Origin of the sequence: Chryseobacterium indologenes (genome assembly GCF_018362995.1) — a bacterium.
GTDB classification, from domain to species: Bacteria; Bacteroidota; Bacteroidia; order Flavobacteriales; family Weeksellaceae; genus Chryseobacterium; species Chryseobacterium indologenes_G.
The window spans coordinates 410,236-428,298 of sequence record NZ_CP074372.1 but is presented as its reverse complement, the minus strand read 5'-3'; the positions used below and the strand labels follow the sequence as shown (position 1 = coordinate 428,298).

Annotated in this window: 11 protein-coding genes; 1 reads left to right on the top strand and 10 read right to left on the bottom strand. The window is 31.5% G+C overall.

The annotated features are described in order from the left end of the window. Window positions 1-142: 142 nt before the first annotated feature. The 3 genes from DYR29_RS01740 to DYR29_RS01730 form a co-directional block, all read right to left on the bottom strand. A complete protein-coding gene (locus DYR29_RS01740; protein ID WP_213278976.1) occupies window positions 143-2,383 on the bottom strand; it encodes a TonB-dependent receptor domain-containing protein in 2,241 nt (746 codons plus the stop codon). A 94-nt stretch (window positions 2,384-2,477) separates the two neighbouring features. Continuing rightward, the gene (locus tag DYR29_RS01735; protein ID WP_213278974.1) at window positions 2,478-3,278 is read right to left on the bottom strand and encodes a CPBP family intramembrane glutamic endopeptidase; all 801 of its coding nucleotides are present in this window, start codon (window positions 3,276-3,278) and stop codon (window positions 2,478-2,480) included. 846 nt (window positions 3,279-4,124) lie between these two features. Beyond that, window positions 4,125-4,721, bottom strand: a complete 597-nt coding sequence (locus DYR29_RS01730) for a master DNA invertase Mpi family serine-type recombinase (RefSeq protein ID WP_027378531.1) — start codon at window positions 4,719-4,721, stop codon at window positions 4,125-4,127. 87 nt (window positions 4,722-4,808) lie between these two features. Here DYR29_RS01730 and DYR29_RS01725 point away from each other — a divergent pair, with 87 nt between their 5' ends. After that, complete coding sequence (locus DYR29_RS01725) at window positions 4,809-5,687, top strand: TaqI-like C-terminal specificity domain-containing protein (RefSeq protein WP_213278972.1); 879 nt, start codon at window positions 4,809-4,811, stop codon at window positions 5,685-5,687. On the opposite strand, the gene DYR29_RS01720 is transcribed toward DYR29_RS01725, so the two are convergent. The 7 genes from DYR29_RS01720 to DYR29_RS01690 form a co-directional block, all read right to left on the bottom strand. Continuing rightward, window positions 5,671-6,051: a hypothetical protein gene (locus tag DYR29_RS01720; protein WP_213278970.1), complete on the bottom strand. Its 381-nt coding sequence runs from the start codon at window positions 6,049-6,051 to the stop codon at window positions 5,671-5,673. The two genes, DYR29_RS01725 and DYR29_RS01720, sit on opposite strands and share 17 nt — an antisense overlap. After that, window positions 6,048-9,410, bottom strand: a complete 3,363-nt coding sequence (locus tag DYR29_RS01715) for a DUF7149 domain-containing protein (RefSeq protein ID WP_249413587.1) — start codon at window positions 9,408-9,410, stop codon at window positions 6,048-6,050. The genes DYR29_RS01720 and DYR29_RS01715 overlap by 4 nt, the downstream gene beginning before the upstream one ends. Before the next feature lie 21 nt (window positions 9,411-9,431). Beyond that, a complete protein-coding gene (locus tag DYR29_RS01710) occupies window positions 9,432-10,496 on the bottom strand; it encodes a PDDEXK nuclease domain-containing protein (protein ID WP_213278967.1) in 1,065 nt (354 codons plus the stop codon). A gap of 128 nt (window positions 10,497-10,624) precedes the next feature. Further along, window positions 10,625-10,957 (bottom strand): hypothetical protein, encoded by a 333-nt coding sequence (locus tag DYR29_RS01705; RefSeq protein ID WP_213278965.1) that lies wholly within the window; start codon window positions 10,955-10,957, stop codon window positions 10,625-10,627. 25 nt (window positions 10,958-10,982) lie between these two features. Next, window positions 10,983-11,243, bottom strand: a complete 261-nt coding sequence (locus DYR29_RS01700) for a helix-turn-helix domain-containing protein (RefSeq protein WP_213278963.1) — start codon at window positions 11,241-11,243, stop codon at window positions 10,983-10,985. A gap of 818 nt (window positions 11,244-12,061) precedes the next feature. Beyond that, window positions 12,062-17,206, bottom strand: coding sequence for a DEAD/DEAH box helicase (locus DYR29_RS01695; RefSeq protein WP_213278961.1), 5,145 nt, complete (start codon window positions 17,204-17,206; stop codon window positions 12,062-12,064). Then, on the bottom strand, window positions 17,203-18,063 hold the full coding sequence (locus tag DYR29_RS01690) for a hypothetical protein (protein WP_213278959.1): 861 nt from the start codon (window positions 18,061-18,063) through the stop codon (window positions 17,203-17,205). Before DYR29_RS01690 ends, DYR29_RS01695 begins: the two co-directional genes overlap by 4 nt.

The following is an 18,063-nucleotide window of genomic DNA, read 5'->3' as shown; positions in this document are numbered from 1 at the left end:
CGCTATAAATATGATCAAAAGTGTGACAAGCGAAGAAAGGAATAAAAGTCGTTTATTGGCTTGCAGAAAATTTATCAATCTCATCATTTAAGAATTAAACAATACACAAAATAACCTACTGATTCTGAATTAATTTTGAATCTTAGCTCCCTTGCGAAGCCTCATTTAAATAATCATTACTGATATCTTTGTCCTTTTTAAAATCTTTTCCAAACTTATAACTGAAGCTGATCCCAAAAGAACGAAGTGGCAACTGGCGTACCGAATAGGAACTGTAGTCATTGGTATCAATCGTTGTTACCTGCTTGATGTATTTATTGAAAGGATTGGTTGTCGTGATACCTATGCTTGCTTTTTTGTTCCAGAATTGTTTTCTCGCTGCAATACTGTACGTAATCGATTGTGGGTTTTTACCCTGAATATTCCTGGCCGCTGAATTATAATTCCCAAATACTTCTACGATAAAATCTTTTGGAAACTGGTAATTCATATTTAAATTCAAACGGTAACGAAGCCCCATATCAACATTTCCAAAATAATCCCTGACAATATATCTGTGAAAAAGCATCATATTCCCCCGTATATTTAATTTGTTGTTAAAAACCGGAAGTGAACCTGATAAAGCACCGCCGGAATTATATTCTTTTCCGATATTTTTTCTTGAGGTTACCGATACGTTTGTATAGTCTGTCCCATTTACAGTGTAAATCGGGTAAAAAGTGGTGATTTGTTTTAAATCCTGACTGTTAATTCTTTCTGTAAGTGTTAATGAAAGATTAGCACCATTCTCAAAATTTTTGTTGTAACCCAGCTCCATATTATCTCCTATTTCAGGTTTCAATGAAGGATTTCCTGTTGTAATGTTATGTGGATCACTGAAATTTAAAAACGGATTGAGTTCAGCATATTCGGGTCTTTCTACTCTTCTTGTATAGGCAAGTTTCAGTGTTTCTCCACTATCAAATTTATGTGACAGAATTAACGAGGGAACGAGCAGGCTGTACGAAGGAACATTAGTATTCTGATAATCAATTCTAACGGTCGTATATTCGTAACGGGCACCGGCTCTTACATCCAGCCAATCAAATAATTTTAGTGAAGAAGCAAGATAAGCTGCATAAATTCCCATATCATATTTCAAATGGTAAGATTGAAAAGGATCTGATTCATATTGTCCTGATAAAGCATCCAAAACGTTAACGCTGGTTGTATTCGTAATATGTTGAAAAATCACTTTTGTTCCCATTTCAAGGTTAACCTTATCATTGATTGGTTGCACGTAATCTATTGATAAATTATGGCTGGAATCCGTACCGGGATTACTCCCCGAAATGCCATTGTAAGGAGAAAATGCACCTGCCAGGCTTTGAGTCTGCAAATAATTACTTTTCGGTGAACCGTAACTCACTAGATAATCTGCCGTTAGTTCCTGTCCTTCTTTTTGAAATATTTTTCTGTAACTTAAATTTCCATCGATGGAATTCACCGAAGAACGGTTGTCCGAAGTTCTATAACCAATAATCGATTGCTCACTTGAATTGGAAAAATCGGTAATATATTGTTCCTGATTGATGAATCCGATACTTTTATTGGCAAAATCATTGTAAGAAACGGAGCCGCTTAATGTATTTGTCTTGTTAATTGACCACTCAAAACCCAACCCTGTACGATAGCCGTGTCTTTGAAAATCGGTATACCCGTTTTGCAATAATCTGGTTTGAGTCTGCTGTGAATTGTCGTGAGAAAATCTATCCTGTGATGATGGCGTTCTTGACTTCAACTGTGCATTTCCGCTGAAAAAAGCATTCAGGCTGAAATTATTATTTCTGAAATTTAAATTTAAAGAACCCGTTTCAAAACGTGTTCCTGCAGAAGCATTGATAAGTCCGTTGATTCCTTTTACTTTGCTTTCGTTCAGGATAATATTGATGACTCCTCCCGTTCCTTGTGCATCGTATTTTGCGCCCGGACTTGTTACTGCTTCAATACTTTTAATCTGGCTTGCGGGAATGGAAGCCAATGCATCGGCAAGACTGTTTCCAAATATACTTGAAGGTTTTCCGTTGATCAGAAATCTGACATTGGGATTTCCCTGTAATTCTACATTTCCGTCTGCATCTACCGTTACCTGCGGAACTTTTCTTAAAACATCAATTGCTGCTCCGCTTTGAGAGGTTACATCATTGGCAACATTGTAAACAATTTTATCAACTTTATTTTCGACAACCGCTTTTTTCCCGACAATAGTAACTTCCTGAAGGCTTTTAATCCGATTATCCTTTATGGTATCAGTTGTATTTTTATATGCAGTTTCTGGGTTTGCAGTCTGCGCGTTAATTAATATGGCAGGTAATAAAGCTAAAAAAATTGATAATTGTTTCACAATGAAGTTTATTAAAGAACAAAAATGAAACTCAATTTTGAATTAATTTTGAATTAATTTTGAATTAACCAGTTCTTGATTCTTCCTTATCCATTTAAATAGTTATTCTTCTGGAAGATAAAATGCACACAGCCGAAACCATTACCAAGACAAAAGCCGCTAATCCTATATTTTCTGTCTGAATTTCATATCCTTTATCAACAACTGCATTCCAGATACCGGATTGATTTTTAAAACCCGTTACCCATTGTCCAAAATTCCATGATGCATGAATAGCTATGGGCAAAGCAATTCCTTTTGTTTTTAATGCAGCAATTCCAAATAACAAGCCTCCTAAACCGGAACCAATGATTGACATTTTCCAACTCATACCGGATAAAATGTGTTCAGAAATAAACAGTGTAATCATTACAGATAATGCGAATACTGCTTTAAAATTATAGTCTAATGTTCTCAGTAAGTAAGATCGGAAAACCAATTCTTCCCGAACTGCTATAAGCACATAAAAGAATAGATAAAAAATAATTGTTCCCCAATTGAAGTTAGGAGTCATTATTAATTTCAGATGCCCAAAAGCCATAACAATTAAAGCCTGGAGGATTGCCAATAACAAGCCTATTATAAATCCATAAAAAAGCATTTTGAGCGTTAATCTACCTGGACTTACTCCAATTTCGGAGAGTGTAATCTTATCCCATTTTACAAATAAAACTGTAAGAAAAAATGTTGCCAGCATTGCTATCAAAACACACAGTAAATCACCTTTTGGTTTTGATAATTCTTTTGTTAATTCTGATGCTGAAATCAGTATTATTATAGCGCAGACATAAAATAACAATACTTTTGTAAAAGCCTGAATCTTTACTTTCCTGAAATTTAGTTTATTATCTTCCATAGTAAATTAAGGTTTATAAAGTATTAACTTAGAATCGCTGGCTTTGTTAAATATGGATAAGCTTCAGCCTAAAGATCCAAATAAAACAGCATTACATCTATTCGTAAAATTAATCAATTAATTTTTTCAGGTTGTTGATAAACTAAAGAATTAAATTTTTATTTCTTATATAAAAAATATGGAAGTTACTTTCAATTTGTAAATATTGATTTAAAGGATTTAGAATCTTCCTTTGTACCGGTAAACCTTTCAAACTTCCAAGATTCTGCCATAAGATTAAGAATTATTTTAAAGATTCTATATATCAACAAAGCACAAAAAAAAGCTGTAAATATTTTACAGCTTTTTGTATTATTTTGTTTGAATAATTGCGGAGAGTGAGGGATTTTGTACCCATTTCTCATCGCTTTATGGATAAGATTTCGCTGTAGCATCTCTGTGAATGGCCTTAAATAGGACATTGGCAAAAAAGTGGTAAAATCCTAATTTAAATTTTACGTAGTAAAACTAAAAATTTTTGTTCAAATCTGCAATTAGAAAGACAAAAATTTGTACAAGTTTTTTTAGAGTTTAAATCAGGAATTTAGTCCTTCTCTTTACGATTGAAATTTCTCAGTTGAAATATTTCTAAAAGAAAACGAAGAAAAAACCGAAAAAAAAAAGAAAGCTTTTTGAAAATGAGCGTTGCGTTCTGTCAAGGTTTTTTGGAAAAAGTTTTTGCGTAGATTTTTATACGTAAAAAGTTTTTCTGAAAATCCGTGGACTTGACCTTGACAGAATTTAGCTGTTTGACTGGGAAGCGAATTATTTTTGGTTTCTGTTTTTTATTTTAATTTGTAGTTTTAATTAGTTCATTCGTTCTTTTACAAAACTAGAAACGGTTAATCTATGTACACCTAAAATCCTACCTATTGCAGAATATGAAACTTTCTTTTCAATCAATTCTTGAATCTTCTTTTCCTGACCAGTTAATTTTGTTTTAGAAGATTTACTACCCACAGGACGGCCTAAAATTACACCTTCTGCTCTTTTTCGAGCTAATGCTTCTTTAGTTCTTTGGGATATAAGGTTTCTTTCAATTTCGGCTGATAAACCAAATGCAAATGCCAACACTTTAGAATTAATATCACTTCCTAAGCGATAATTGTCTTTAATGGTCCAAACTTGAATATCACGATTCATACATTCATTAAGTACGCCCATAATCATCAGAAGATTTCTTCCAAGCCTGGATAATTCTGAGCAAATTAAAACATCTCCTTTTTTCATTTTTTTTAAAAGTTTTCCTAATTTTCTCTCATCAACATTCTTTGCCCCTGAAATAGTTTCTTCAATCCATTTGTTTACCACAATTTGTTGCTTGTCACAAAAATGATTGATTTCAAATCTTTGATTTTCTACTGTTTGTTTGTCTGTGCTTACTCTGATGTATCCGTAAATCATTTCTTTTGTTTAAAATTTTATACAATAATGGTATAAAATATATTATAACTGTCTAAAATAAACATAGACTATTAAAATAACATCTATATGAGCGATTATTTTAGACAGAATTCAGTAAAAGCAAATTTTTCCAGTAGTGACTCCTGGGTGATATTAAGTGATATCGAACAACGGATAAAAGCTAAAATTGAAGCTGTAGGAACACCTCTTAAAGAGTGGGATATTAATATCTACAGAGGAATTTTGACTGGGTATAATGAGGCCTTTATTATAGATAAAAAAAAGAAAGATGAGCTTATTGCAGAAGATCCAAAATCTGCCGAAATCATACGACCTATTTTACGTGGCAGAGATATAAAAAGATATGCTTATGAAGCAACTGATTTATGGCTGATTAATACTCATAATGGAATCAAAGAGAAGGGCGTAAAGGCAATAGATATAAATGATTACCCTATTGTAAAAAAGCATTTAGATTTATATTATCCTCAATTGTCGAAAAGAACTGATAAAGGAGATACTCCATATAATCTAAGAAACTGTGCTTATATGGAGGATTTTTATAGACCGAAAATAGTCTGGATCGAATTAACTAACAATCCAAATTTTTGTTTAGATAAAAACAATTATTTATTAAATAATACTATCTTTTTTATAAGCGGTGAAAGATTAGAGTATTTAGTATCATATTTAAATTCAAATGTCTGCAAATGGTATTTTACTAAGCTTGCAGCAACATCTGGTGTTGGCACGACAAGATGGATTAAAATATATATTGAGCAGCTAAGAGTTCCGATGCGGATTGACCCAACAACAGAGGAATTATTTACTAATTTAGCAAAAGAAATTCAAACTCAGAAGTCCAAAAATATCAACACTGATTATTTGGAAAATTTAGTGAATCAAAGGATGTACAATTTATTTGAGTTAAATGATGAAGAAATCAGTTTTATTGAATCTCAATAAAACCTATTGCAGTTCTCTCTTCCTCGGATAATTCATATAGGTCAAAAATCATTTTATCTAATTGTAATAGAAGTTGGTTAATATTAGAGAAATCTATGTTTGCCTGAATTTTGCTAACTATTATTTCAAATTTAGAGTTTAAATCATTATCAATTTCCAATACAGGAATTTTATCTAAGAATATTTTCCTTAATTCACGTGTCCCTCCTTGTAATTCAGGAAAGTTATCAATAAAACAATATTTGAAGAGTGACGAGTTCAAAAATGCAGTCAAGTAAGAAAGATGCTTTCCTGTAATCATAAAGGATTTATCATTTTGCATAAATCCTTTATCGTCGAGATAAAAAGGTAAAAATTTTGTCATATTAGGATACATAATTTTTTGTATAGAAAAATCCTCCAATAACTTATCGAATCTTGTGTTTCAAACCATTGATTATTAGTCTTTTTACGAGCACCTTTATCTCCAGTCTGTTTTAGCCTATCATATCCGAAGGACATAAGATGCTGTTTTACAACGGGATACAGTTCAATATCTATTTTCAAACTTGGAAATGTCGTAATAAGATATAAATCAGCGAATTCGTATGAGTATCGCTTAATATCACGCCCTCTTAATAAGGGTCGTATAATTTCTTCACTTTTAGGATCCTGATTAATAAGTTCTTTTCGTTTAGCTCCGTCTATAATAAAGGCATCATTAAATCCTGTTTTGATTCCGTAATTTATCCTTATGTTCCAATCTTTCAACGGTGTGCCAATCTTCTCAATTTTTTTCTTTATCTGCTGTTCGATTAGAGAGAGAATTACCCAACTTTCAGAATTTGAAAATGACGACAATGAAGAATTCTGTCTAAAATAATCGCTCAAATTAATTAACAGCTTTTCTTTAACAATACAGGCTTCTGTTTGTTGTCTATTTTTATCCCTAGTAAATGTCAAAATATTAGTATCTACTGTTGCTGTATCAAATATCTGATTTCCTGAGAAGTCAATTAAAATTTCAGGATTTGTTTTCTCTGCAAAAAATTTACGCAGACTCTCGCCATAGGCAGCTCTCATCCATTTATTGGAAGTAATAAAGGTTAATATTCCTTTAGGTTTAAGAATATCATATCCTAACTCATAAAATAAACTATAAATATCCCCAGTTTTAGCAAAAGTTTCATATTCCATTTGCTGAAGCGCATCACTTTCAGCTCCCATTTTTTGTAGTTGAATGTATGGGGGATTCCCTATGATAGCATCAAAACCAATAAAATTTCCTTCGTTATCCAATACTTCCGGAAATTCAAAACGCCACTCAAAAGCATTTTCATAGATCTTATTGTTCTTAATCTCTTCAATAAAATCTTCAATTTTTTTGATTTTAGCTTCCAGAGTTTTCTTATCTTTCTGTTGAGCTTTTGTTAAAGCAGTTTCAAAAAGTTGCTCACTTTGATACTTCGTATAATATTCTCCTCTCAATAGATTAAGAGATTTGATTTCTTTGCTGTTCTTGCTAATTTCTGTCCTGAATCCTGTTTTGATATTGTTAATAAGTTGTTCTAATTCCCATTTTTGAGCTTTACTTTCTGCATTACGGTAAAGATCAACAGCTTCTTTATATTTTTCTATGGAAATTCCTGTTTTTTTCAGAGCAGATGACAAGTTACTATCCAATCCAAAACGGTTAATTAATGAATTGCCATTCTTAATATTAATATCAATATTAGGAAGTGTTTCCAATTCGTTCTCTGATTTATAATAAGCATTCTTCAGCAATTCAATCCAAAGACGAAGACGACATATTTTTACAGAATTGGGATTTATGTCTACACCGAACAAACAGTTTTCTATAATGGTCTGTTTTTCGTGAAATAAAGTCTCCTGAATTCTTTGGCTTTCTTTAATTTTAGGATTATACTCGAAAAGTTCTCCATTTTCGTCTGTAATTATTAATTCGTCATTCTGTACTTCGATATTATAATCTTTTAATCTCTTCCCAAATTTATCTACCAGGATTCCAAGATCATTTTTAATCGCTATTAATTCATTAAGAGCAGATACCAAAAAGTGACCCGAACCAACCGCAGGATCGCAAACGCGTAAAGAATTAACAATGTCATTTGCCTCTTTTATATCGTTTATTTTGTTATGTAAATCCACAATTGAATTACAATCCCAATTCTTTATCTCATTGAATTTTTGTAAAACTGCTTTGCGTAACGTTTCTTTACACATATACATTGTGATAAAGCCCGGAGTATAAAAACTACCATCTTTATAACCGTTAATCTTCTCAAAAATCAACCCTAAGACAGAAGCATTAATCAAGGTCTTATTTTCATCTAAAATATCTGCTGTCCCTTCACTTGCAAAATCATAAGAATCTAAAAATTCAAATAAATATTCTAAAGTGTTAAGTTCTCCACTTCTTTTTTTACCTGTTGTATCTTTCAGAACTGTTGTAGGAAGGATGGGTATTTTCTTTTCGTCCTTTAAGTTACTAATAAATAAAGTCGAATGCTCTAATTCGGTAGGTTCAAAAAGCGAACTATTCAAGTAAGGGACCTTTTCATATGCTTTCTTAACATCTTCATTTCTGTCCTCATACTTTCTAGCTAGAACCTGAAAGAATAAAGTATTGAGATCGTCGTACTGTCTTATCTTGTTAAAATTTAAGAAAAGAAATGCTTTGTCGCCTCTGTGATAATTTACGAGCTGTCCCTCCATTAACTTTAGGAATAAAACCCGGTTAATCCAGGTAATATTGAGTTCAAGTGCAATGTTGAAAAGTCTTTCTTCATATGAATCTCCATACAAGAATGGCTTATTGATACGATTTACCTTATCTAAAGAATCCAATTGTATAATGGTATCTTCTAATAAAGAACCTAAATTTCTTTGTCCAGACTTATTACGCTCAATTAATCTTTTTCCAGCTTCTTTTGTCTCTGTTAATCCGATAATATGTAACAATTCATTATAAAAACTCTTATCTAAAGTATTACTGTCATTGATGAATGGAAGTTTTAGGAGATGAGCCGGACTAAATATTTTAAAAATAGCAATCAGCTTGTTGTCATCCCTTTGAGAATGGTTCTTTACAATAGATACGTAATCTTTTAAATTGAAATAGGTAAACTCTAATTGACTAGCTACCTCATCTAAAAATGGCTTTGCAATTTCTTTATAGAATATATCTGTTGATATTCCTGAAAGTCTTTTCGTTTCAAAATCCTCAAATTGCTTAACTAATTTTTTGTTTTTCGCAAAAAAATATTCGAATTGATACGCATCAAAAATGAACCACTCATATAGATTGGTTACAATAAGATGCTTAACCTCCAAGTTTTTATGTGTAATTCTCTCCCTAAGAAAATATAATAACAATTCCTGAAGTGCTTTAGTGTTTAGTTTTTTAGCACTCACCATTTCCGCAGAATTGCTAATGCTCTTGGTTTCAATAATGACCCCTACAGGACTAGCAGCTGTTTTATCAGTATGTATAACTAAATCATTTTTTCCTTTTGTATTTATATAGAAATCTGCATCAAAACTATTTTTTTTTAGGAAGTCTATGATGAGGTTTTTTTGAAATTCTTCAGATTCTTTTTCGTTAATCCTATCGAAAAGTGTTATAAAGTTGCGTTTGAAATTTTCAATATCTTTTCTGTTTGGTTTAAGTTTCAGAAAGGATTTATTTAGAGATTTATGAGGAGTTAATATTTTTTGTGACACGGGTTTAGTTTTTATTGATGGTTATCCAATTTGTTTTTTTAATTCTTCTTTACTTGGAAGAATAGCTTTGTATTCTTTCGCAAAAATGGTCTTATTGTTTTCCGGAAGTGTAAATTCTATCACTGTTTTGTTCTCCTCTTTACAGAGAATGATTCCTATTGTAGGATTTTCATCCTTCGTTCTTATCTTTCTATCATAATAATTTACATACATCTGCATCTGTCCAATATCTTGGTGGGTTAGTTTTCCAATTTTTAAATCTAATAGAACAAAACATTTTAGCAACCGATTATAGAAAACCAAATCCACAAAAAAGCTGTCACCGTCAAAAGTAAATCGCCGTTGCCTGCCTTCAAAAAGGAAACCTTTACCCAATTCTAACATAAAATGTTCCAGCTTATTGATGATTTCTGTCTCCAAATCACTTTCGGAATAGCGACTATCTTCTTTCAAATCCAGAAATTCCAAAACATAATGACTTTTTAGAACGTCGGTGGGCTTTTCTATAATTTGCCCTTTTTGAGCTAATTGTTTCACACCTTCTTTATCCCTGCTAAGAGCTAATCTTTCATAAATTGCAGAATTATATTGTCTGGTCAATTCTCTTACGCTCCAATTGTTTTGAGAAGCTTCTATTTCATAAAAGTTTCTTTCGTCTTCATTCTCAATTTTAAGTAATTGTATATAGTGAGTCCACGATAGTGTAAATGGTAAATTACGAGATGGTATTTCATCATATAAATTTTCTGAAGAAATCCCAATCAGTGATTGGGATTTTCTAAATTCCCCAGTCATCGATTGGGGAATTCTGTCTTGAAATGTTAAATAAAATTTTCTGAAATATTCCAGATTTGAAATAGAATATCCTCTTCCAAATTCTTTCGTTAATTGTTTACTGAGTTTTTTAAGTATCTCCTTAGCGTATTCGGCTCTATCTCTGCCATTTTGTTCGTCCTCAACAATTATTCTACCTATTTCAAAATAAGTTAACAACATAGTAGTGTTAATATTGCGGACGATACTATTCTTAGCATTTTCAATCAAATGCTTAATGGATTTGAAAAGAGTGGATGATAATTGATGCATATTTACAAATTTAACATTATTTCCATTATCCTTCATCAATATCATATACTAAGATCCTTACGTAAGTTTATTTAGGAATTGATTAAAAATACTTATTCAATTTATTCGTTGGGGATTTTAAGAAAAAATTACTTTTTCCTATCTTGCTGTTTAACACCAGCCTTCAACTCCCCATCAAAATCCAACATCACCACCTGACTTCCCTGAAACGGATTATAAGACGGCTGATAATCAATATAGCCCGAAGAATGGAGATTCTTCAGGCATTTATGATAGGTGGCTTTTGAGCGGATTTTACTGATGCGCATCACCTCATCGCGTGAAATACTGACCGGATTTCGGAAACGGCTGAAATTCCAGAACTGGAATAAGGCTAAATAGAGGCTGATGTGTGATGGATTAAGCGTATGATCCTGAGCCACCTTTTCATAGAAAGCTGTAAGATGTTTAATATAATTCATAATTTAGTTTCGGTGCTTCGAAATATCATTGCTTATTTTTCAGCATTTCTTCAATGTCTTTGTAATTGTAATATAGTGTCCCACCGACACGGGTGTAAGATAAAGTTCCATTGATGCGTAGCTTCTGCAATGTTCCGGAGGAGATTTTCAGAAGTGCTTTGACCTCTGACGAACGCAGCCATAATTTCTGCTGGAAAATCTTGATTTGAAATAGGTTTTGTATGTCTTCCAGCAATTCGGTTCTAAATTCCTGAAGGTCTTCTTTGGTGATTAGGTTTACGATCATAACTACTTCATTTTTATTTTCAACTTAGTTTTCTTTTACAAATTTGTAGCATTAAAACATTGAAAACAATAGTGTTAGAGGAGCGTGGGCTAAATAAGAACAATCTGGATGATACAGGAATCTTTTGGAGATTAAAAAAGAATAAATTGGAATCTACTAGATGGTTTACAAAGAAAAAAAGACGAGTTCCGAAGTCTTTTCCCCTTTTTGCAAAAAAGGCAAGAGAGTCTTGGATATAAAACTTGAAAAGTTTGTATATACAAAGACACATCTTGCAAAGTAATGCTGCTCATTTTTTCAGAGCTCTGAAAAAAATCTTATTTAATTGATTATTAATTAGTTGAATTAATTGCTTCTGAAAAGAAAAAAAACGGAAAAGCAATGAATTCAAGGTTGCTCAAATTCTGTGCAGGGTTAGGGATGACAGGCTTACTTTTTGAGCCAGGTAAGCGTTTTGTGGTAACATTTTTGAGCCAGTTTTTAAAAAAGTGGCGCAATTTTTACGCAGGGATATGAGCTGCTTTACTTTCCTGGATAAACTTCAGAGATATGGTTGTTTAAATTTTGAGCACGCATTTAAATATTCTGCTCAATTTTTACGCAGGTTTGGTGTTGAGTTGCTTAGTTTTTGAGCCAAAGCAGAATGTTGTTGTAAATTATTGCTGCAGCATTTTTATATTTAGAGTAAATGATTTTGAATGAAATATTGAACTTAAATTTCCTGCTTATGTTAATAAATTATCCTCAATAAAGCAATAGAATAAATAATAATATTCAAGTTTTCAATATTTTATAATATTATCAACCAAAATTAAAACTTAAATATCCATTAATTGAATCGAGTTATTATATTTATATTTTAGTAATAATGATGAGACATACATTTCACTCCAGAAAGGGTGCTGTATAAGTGTGTATTCAGCATTTTTGTGTTTGATAGAATAGATGTTTTGATTTTGTATCAATTGTCCATCGTATTTATTACTAATTAATCTTGACAAATAATCCCTGAAAAAACTCTCCCAATATTCTTGATTAAAGCTCATTTCGGCATTTTTATCACTACTAAGCTGCGCCAAATCCAAAGCAAATCTCCAATTTAGCATTGAGTGATGTTTCTGATTATAATAATCACGCAAGCAATCATAACACGATGTGAAACAATCATTACTATGAGAATCTTTTAGTAAAGCAGAATAAATTCTGCCATTTTTAATTAAATTATCTATAAAAACTTTTCTACTTATTTCAATATCTTGCTGACCATTTAAATAATTAGTATAACCAGCTCCATTGTCGGCAGTTTCTACAAGATAAATTTCATGCGACTTTGTGTCAGGCGAAATACGATAACCAATGCTAAATTCTGAATTTTCAATATCAAGTTCGTCACAAATTGACTTGCGAATCAAATATCCCCAAGCTAAAAAAATTGCTTTCTGATAAATGTTTGGTGGAATAAGGTCGAGCTGTACAGATGTTTCTAATAGTTTCAAGGCTAAAACACCCGTTTTTTGAGTTGAAATTAATGCATAAAAGTCTTCATTATCAACATACGTTTTAGTATCATGCAGTAAGTCTTTAACAACCCATTTTTTTGAATTTCTAATATTTCCTAATTTAAATAAATCACCATTATTATCATTCAGTTGATGTACAATGCCTTCGTCAGGGATTGTATTTGATGAAACTAAAATATTACTAATTGGCTTTTGAGAGTTTAGATTTGAATTGGGATCAAGTGAAACATCTCCAGCTCTAGCACTAAACTCAAAACGTCCATCAAAATCTTTCGATTGTAATTCTTCATCTACACAGTATCCATTTGGCGAAATTGCTTTTAATTCTTGCAAATAATTTCCACATTGTGTACAATTGCCAGAAGAGGGCTTAATCGAAAATATTGTTTTACACTCCACACATCTATTAATGCCTATTCGCAATGAATTTTCAAAATCATCTTCAACAACTTTGCCAAATTTAGTTACATAGGAAACAACGCCAACACTCTTTAATATCCTTTTATCTTTAACAATTTCACTGCCTGGAGCAAATTCAGAAATAGACATTGATAAACTACGTGAAACAACATTTTCCGTGGGCAGTTTTGATGGTGTTTTTTCGTAGAGTGAACGTACTTGTGTTGGAAAACCAAACATTGGTAAAATGCCTGCATTAGCTAATTTCTCACTAAGATCTTCTTGTGGAAAATCAACCCTCAAAGTACATATTTCATCAATTTTATCTGTAAGATTCATAATAAAATCGTTATATATTTCATCGGCAGAAAATGTAATATTTGAACCTTTCTTATAGAAATTAATAATATTAATTATTTTAGCTTTATTATCTATAATAAATACTTTTATTCTTGGTTTATTGTTCTTCCAATCCCAATCTTTTCCAAAGTTCCCATGAACATTAGAGGATTTTACATCAAGTTCTTTAAAGGCATGATGAAGTACTTCTTTATTAATAAACCTAAGAAGAATTTGTTCTCTGTTCATTTCTAAATAAGGATCAGAAGGCGTTGCTGAAACCATTCGATGAGATTCATTGTAATGTGTTTGATCATGTGAATTACCTTTCGCTATGGTTAAAGCAATAGAGATAGGACTTCCGCGTCTTCCTGCTCTACCGACTCTTTGCTGATAATTAAATCTTTGCGGGGGGACATTACCCATCATCACAGCAGTAAGTGAGCCTATGTCAACTCCAGCTTCCATTGTCGTTGTTACACTCAGTAAATCAATTTCTTCTACTAATTTATTTTCGGATTTAAAAAGACGGCCTTGAAATAACCTTTGACGTTTTCTACCATCCCCTGTATCTGTTTGCCCAGATAATTCTTCACAATGCAGACGTCTGTCTTCATGCTGCTGATCCTTTGCTAAGTGTAGATAGTAATTTTGTTTTAGAATTTGGTTTAGTGTATTCTCATTGGCTTCCACCAATGTTCCGTTGCAACAATTGGTACAGATATTAGCAAAATTCACAAGCTGGATATTACTACAAGTATTACAAATAAAGGAGCTTAAATTACCATCATTCAATACAAAGTTCAGATTTTTACTTGTTAAGACAAATTTGTCATCTCTATTCAGCTTATTATCGTTTAGTAATTCTAAAAAATCACTTTTAAATGTACTTGTATAACCATTAAAATTAAGACAAGCTCTCGCATATTTCCATACTTTTTGTGGCATAGAAGTAAATCTAGAAATAGATTGTGCTGACTCTAATCTATAAGATTCACCTAATAATTTGATACAGTTTATTATAAATTTATCATCATATTCTTTGTGAGATATAAATTGAGGTTTGACATAACCTATATTTAGAGATTCAAAGGATCTACGGCTTCCTGCTAATAAACTTAAAATAATTTCATCACTTAACGATTTTTTTATTTTTTCGAAAAGTGATTTATCTTGAAATTCTTTAAAATAGTTAGCCGTAAAATCTGCTTGCTCATGCCATGGATTTTTATTAGAATCAGTCATTAGAGAATCTTTTGGACCACCAGGATTAATCCCTTTTTGCAATAATGCATAAGCAATTTTTTCAACTAAAGAAGAGGTAGCAATCCCGTTTCTTGCTTTCAGTGTGATTTGTTTTGATAAGATTTCTTCCTGATTCTTATTCGGATTATCATGCAATTCTTCAATAGCTTCATAAATATCACCAATAGCAGAATCTGCACGTGCTTTTTTGCGAAGCATAGCCTTATCCTCTTTAGAAATATTCTCTTTTAGAAAATCTAATAATAATTTATAATAATGGGATTCATTCTCCAGGTTCTTTAATAGTAATGACCTAACAATATCTTTATAATGATCTAATTCGATGCCGGCTGCCAATTTCGCTGCTGCTTGCCGGCTATCAGAGAATAAAACTAATTTCGCATTATTAGGATTCTTCTTTGCTAAAGCTCTCATCAAACCATCTGCCATTAGCTGATTAATCTTTTGCACACCTGTATAGTGCCTATGTATGGGAGTTAATGTATTTTCATCCACCTTATCTTCTCTAACTGTAACACCACAACATACACAAGAGTTAGGGTATTTGCCTTTATAGGAAGGACCTCCCCTAAAAACTAAAGCATTGAAATCAGCCCTAGAATATGACCAGCAATTATCTTTAAAATCTATATTTACCGGTTTCCAATCTTCAAGATCTTTTTCACCTTCCAAATCTTTAAACTTTATTTTCTTCTCTGTATTATTATAGATTACACGATTTACAAAACTATCTTTATCAAGAGAAGGATCTTGCAACAATTTGTATTTAAAATCTTCATTAAAATCTTGTTTATTAACCCAGGAATTCAGAAATATCTCACCACATTGACGACAGTTTAATAACTCTAAGACTGTAGAACCACAAACACACTTTGATTGAGGACGCTTGTATAATTTGCCTATATTACGACCTATAAAAAGAAACTTCTGGTCAATTTCAGAACAATTTGGATTCGAACATGCCCAAAGCCCATCTACATTTCTAAAGAATAAATGCGCCCTTATTGGCTGAAGGGTATTATTGTTCTTATCCTTCAAAATGGTAAGAGCAGCTAAAATTTGTTCAAATGCAATGAGTGCATCTTTTAAAGTGTCATTAGGAAATAAATCAATTGAAACCTTGTCTGCCTCTTCTGGTTTACTTATTAGAAATTGTAATCTTTCTAATAATTTATTATCTGTAAAAATATTTTGAATTACATCAGTATCCAGATTATCTAAGTGAAAAAAATCCTTAGCAACTAAGTCTTCTAATTTCTCTTGAAATTTATTTTTCTTATTGTCTTTAACAATAGTAAATCTTTTTTCTACTTCATTTTCCTCAATTCCGAAGAATCCAGCAATAAATTTCTTTACTCTAGGTGTGTTCTGCATAGAAGCACTTGAACAAAGAAATTGCAATTGTCTGGAATTTGGATTTAATCCTAATCTATTTAGTAATAATCTTAATAAATAAGCTACTTCTGTACCGCTTGTCCCTCTATAAGAGTGCAGCTCATCTATTACCAAATGAAAAATATTGTCCGGTGATTCTTGTAGCCATTGTTTGGTTTGCTCAAAAATGTTCTGCTCCTCATTTCTCATGAGAATAATATTTAGCATACTATAATTGGTAATAAAAATATCTGGAGGAAAATCCTGAATTGACCATCTATCACAAAGTTCAATATCCGTGTAATTTCTGTTTGGGATATCCAACAAGTAATCAGTTGATATTGAAGCATCTTCTTCCATGAGATTCTTAAGTGATTCCCATTCTTTGTCCAAATCTTTTAAAGCTTTTTCATTTTTCGATTTAGTTTTGGAATTATTCCTATCACCTGTAGTAGGGGTTGCACCTGTATATCTTGCAAAAGAAATATAATTCTTGTCTAGGTATTTATCAAACCAGTTCACAACCTCTTCCGAAGATAACGTTCTTCTAAGTCTTCTCATTTGATCCTCGGCCAGAGCGTTTAATGGGTATAATATCAAACCTCTAATAGCAGATTTGTGAACTTTATTAGTGTTTTTATTCTTTATCTTTTCATTTAGAATATCATATAGAAGAGGGAATAAGAAACACTCTGTTTTACCAGAACCGGTACCGGTTGTTACAATCAAATTTTTCCTATCAACAACAGCTGTCTTTAAAGATTCATACTGATGTGTATAAAGTTTACTTTCAATCCCATTGTAATTGGGAAATAATCCTTTTTCTGCAAATACAGCAAAAGAAGGATCTAAATAAAGTTCTTTACAAATATTTTCAATGGTATCATATTCTTTATATTTAGGCGTAAATTCAATAATCGGATATTTTGTAATAGTATCTTCAATACTTAACAAACTATTGCGTTCATCCTCTAACTTTTTATTACTAAAGAATAAACTCGTGTCAATATACTTTTGATAGGTTATTCTTAAGTCATTCCAAATATTAAATAAATTTTCTTTCATAACATCTCGTAATTTAATTTTAACTTTTTAATAATATGTAAAAAGTCATTTTGATCAACTGTAAACTTATTTTCTGAAGGAAAAGTTCCTGTATTTAAAATATGAGTAATAAAAAACGTCTTGTATAAGAAGTTTGGATAATTAAAATATGAGATCAAGACAACTTCTTTACTACTTGGCTTATACTGAATAAATTTACTATCAGGGTTGCCTATAGTTAGCATTCTAATCTTTTCCGTTTCTCCAATAGAAATATCAAAAAAATTATTGCCATATTTAAAAAGGTATGAATAAAAGTAATCATTTACAGTATACTTTTTGAATAGTGAATATTCCCCCTCTATGGTTTGCGTCTTAATCCATTTATTAAACTGAAAATCATAATATTCTAAAGAAATATATTGTCCTATTTCTTCCTTTTTTATAGCTTTCCAATTTTTAATTGCCTTATTAACACTACTATAATTATTCGTGTATGATTTAAAATCAAAAACAATGTGAATCAATTCTGTATTAATTTCGTCTAAAGGAAGATTATAGAAAATAGTCAACCCTAAACGAGAGGTTATTTTATAGTTTTTGAAATTTTCTATAACAGATTCGGGAATGTTGATTCCTAAACTGTAATTAGATCTGGTATTTGAGAAAATACACGATTGGGTAAGACTGTATTTATCTTTCTCATAAACATCTATTAAACCATATTTAAGCAGTTCATAAAATGCCGAAATATTTTTGTCAGCACTCTGGAAGTCTGATACACTATTAGACAAGACTCTTTTGATTTTAGTATAACTTAGTTCAGTATTGCCTATTTGATATTGATATAAAAATGTATAGTATAAAAAATCTATCAT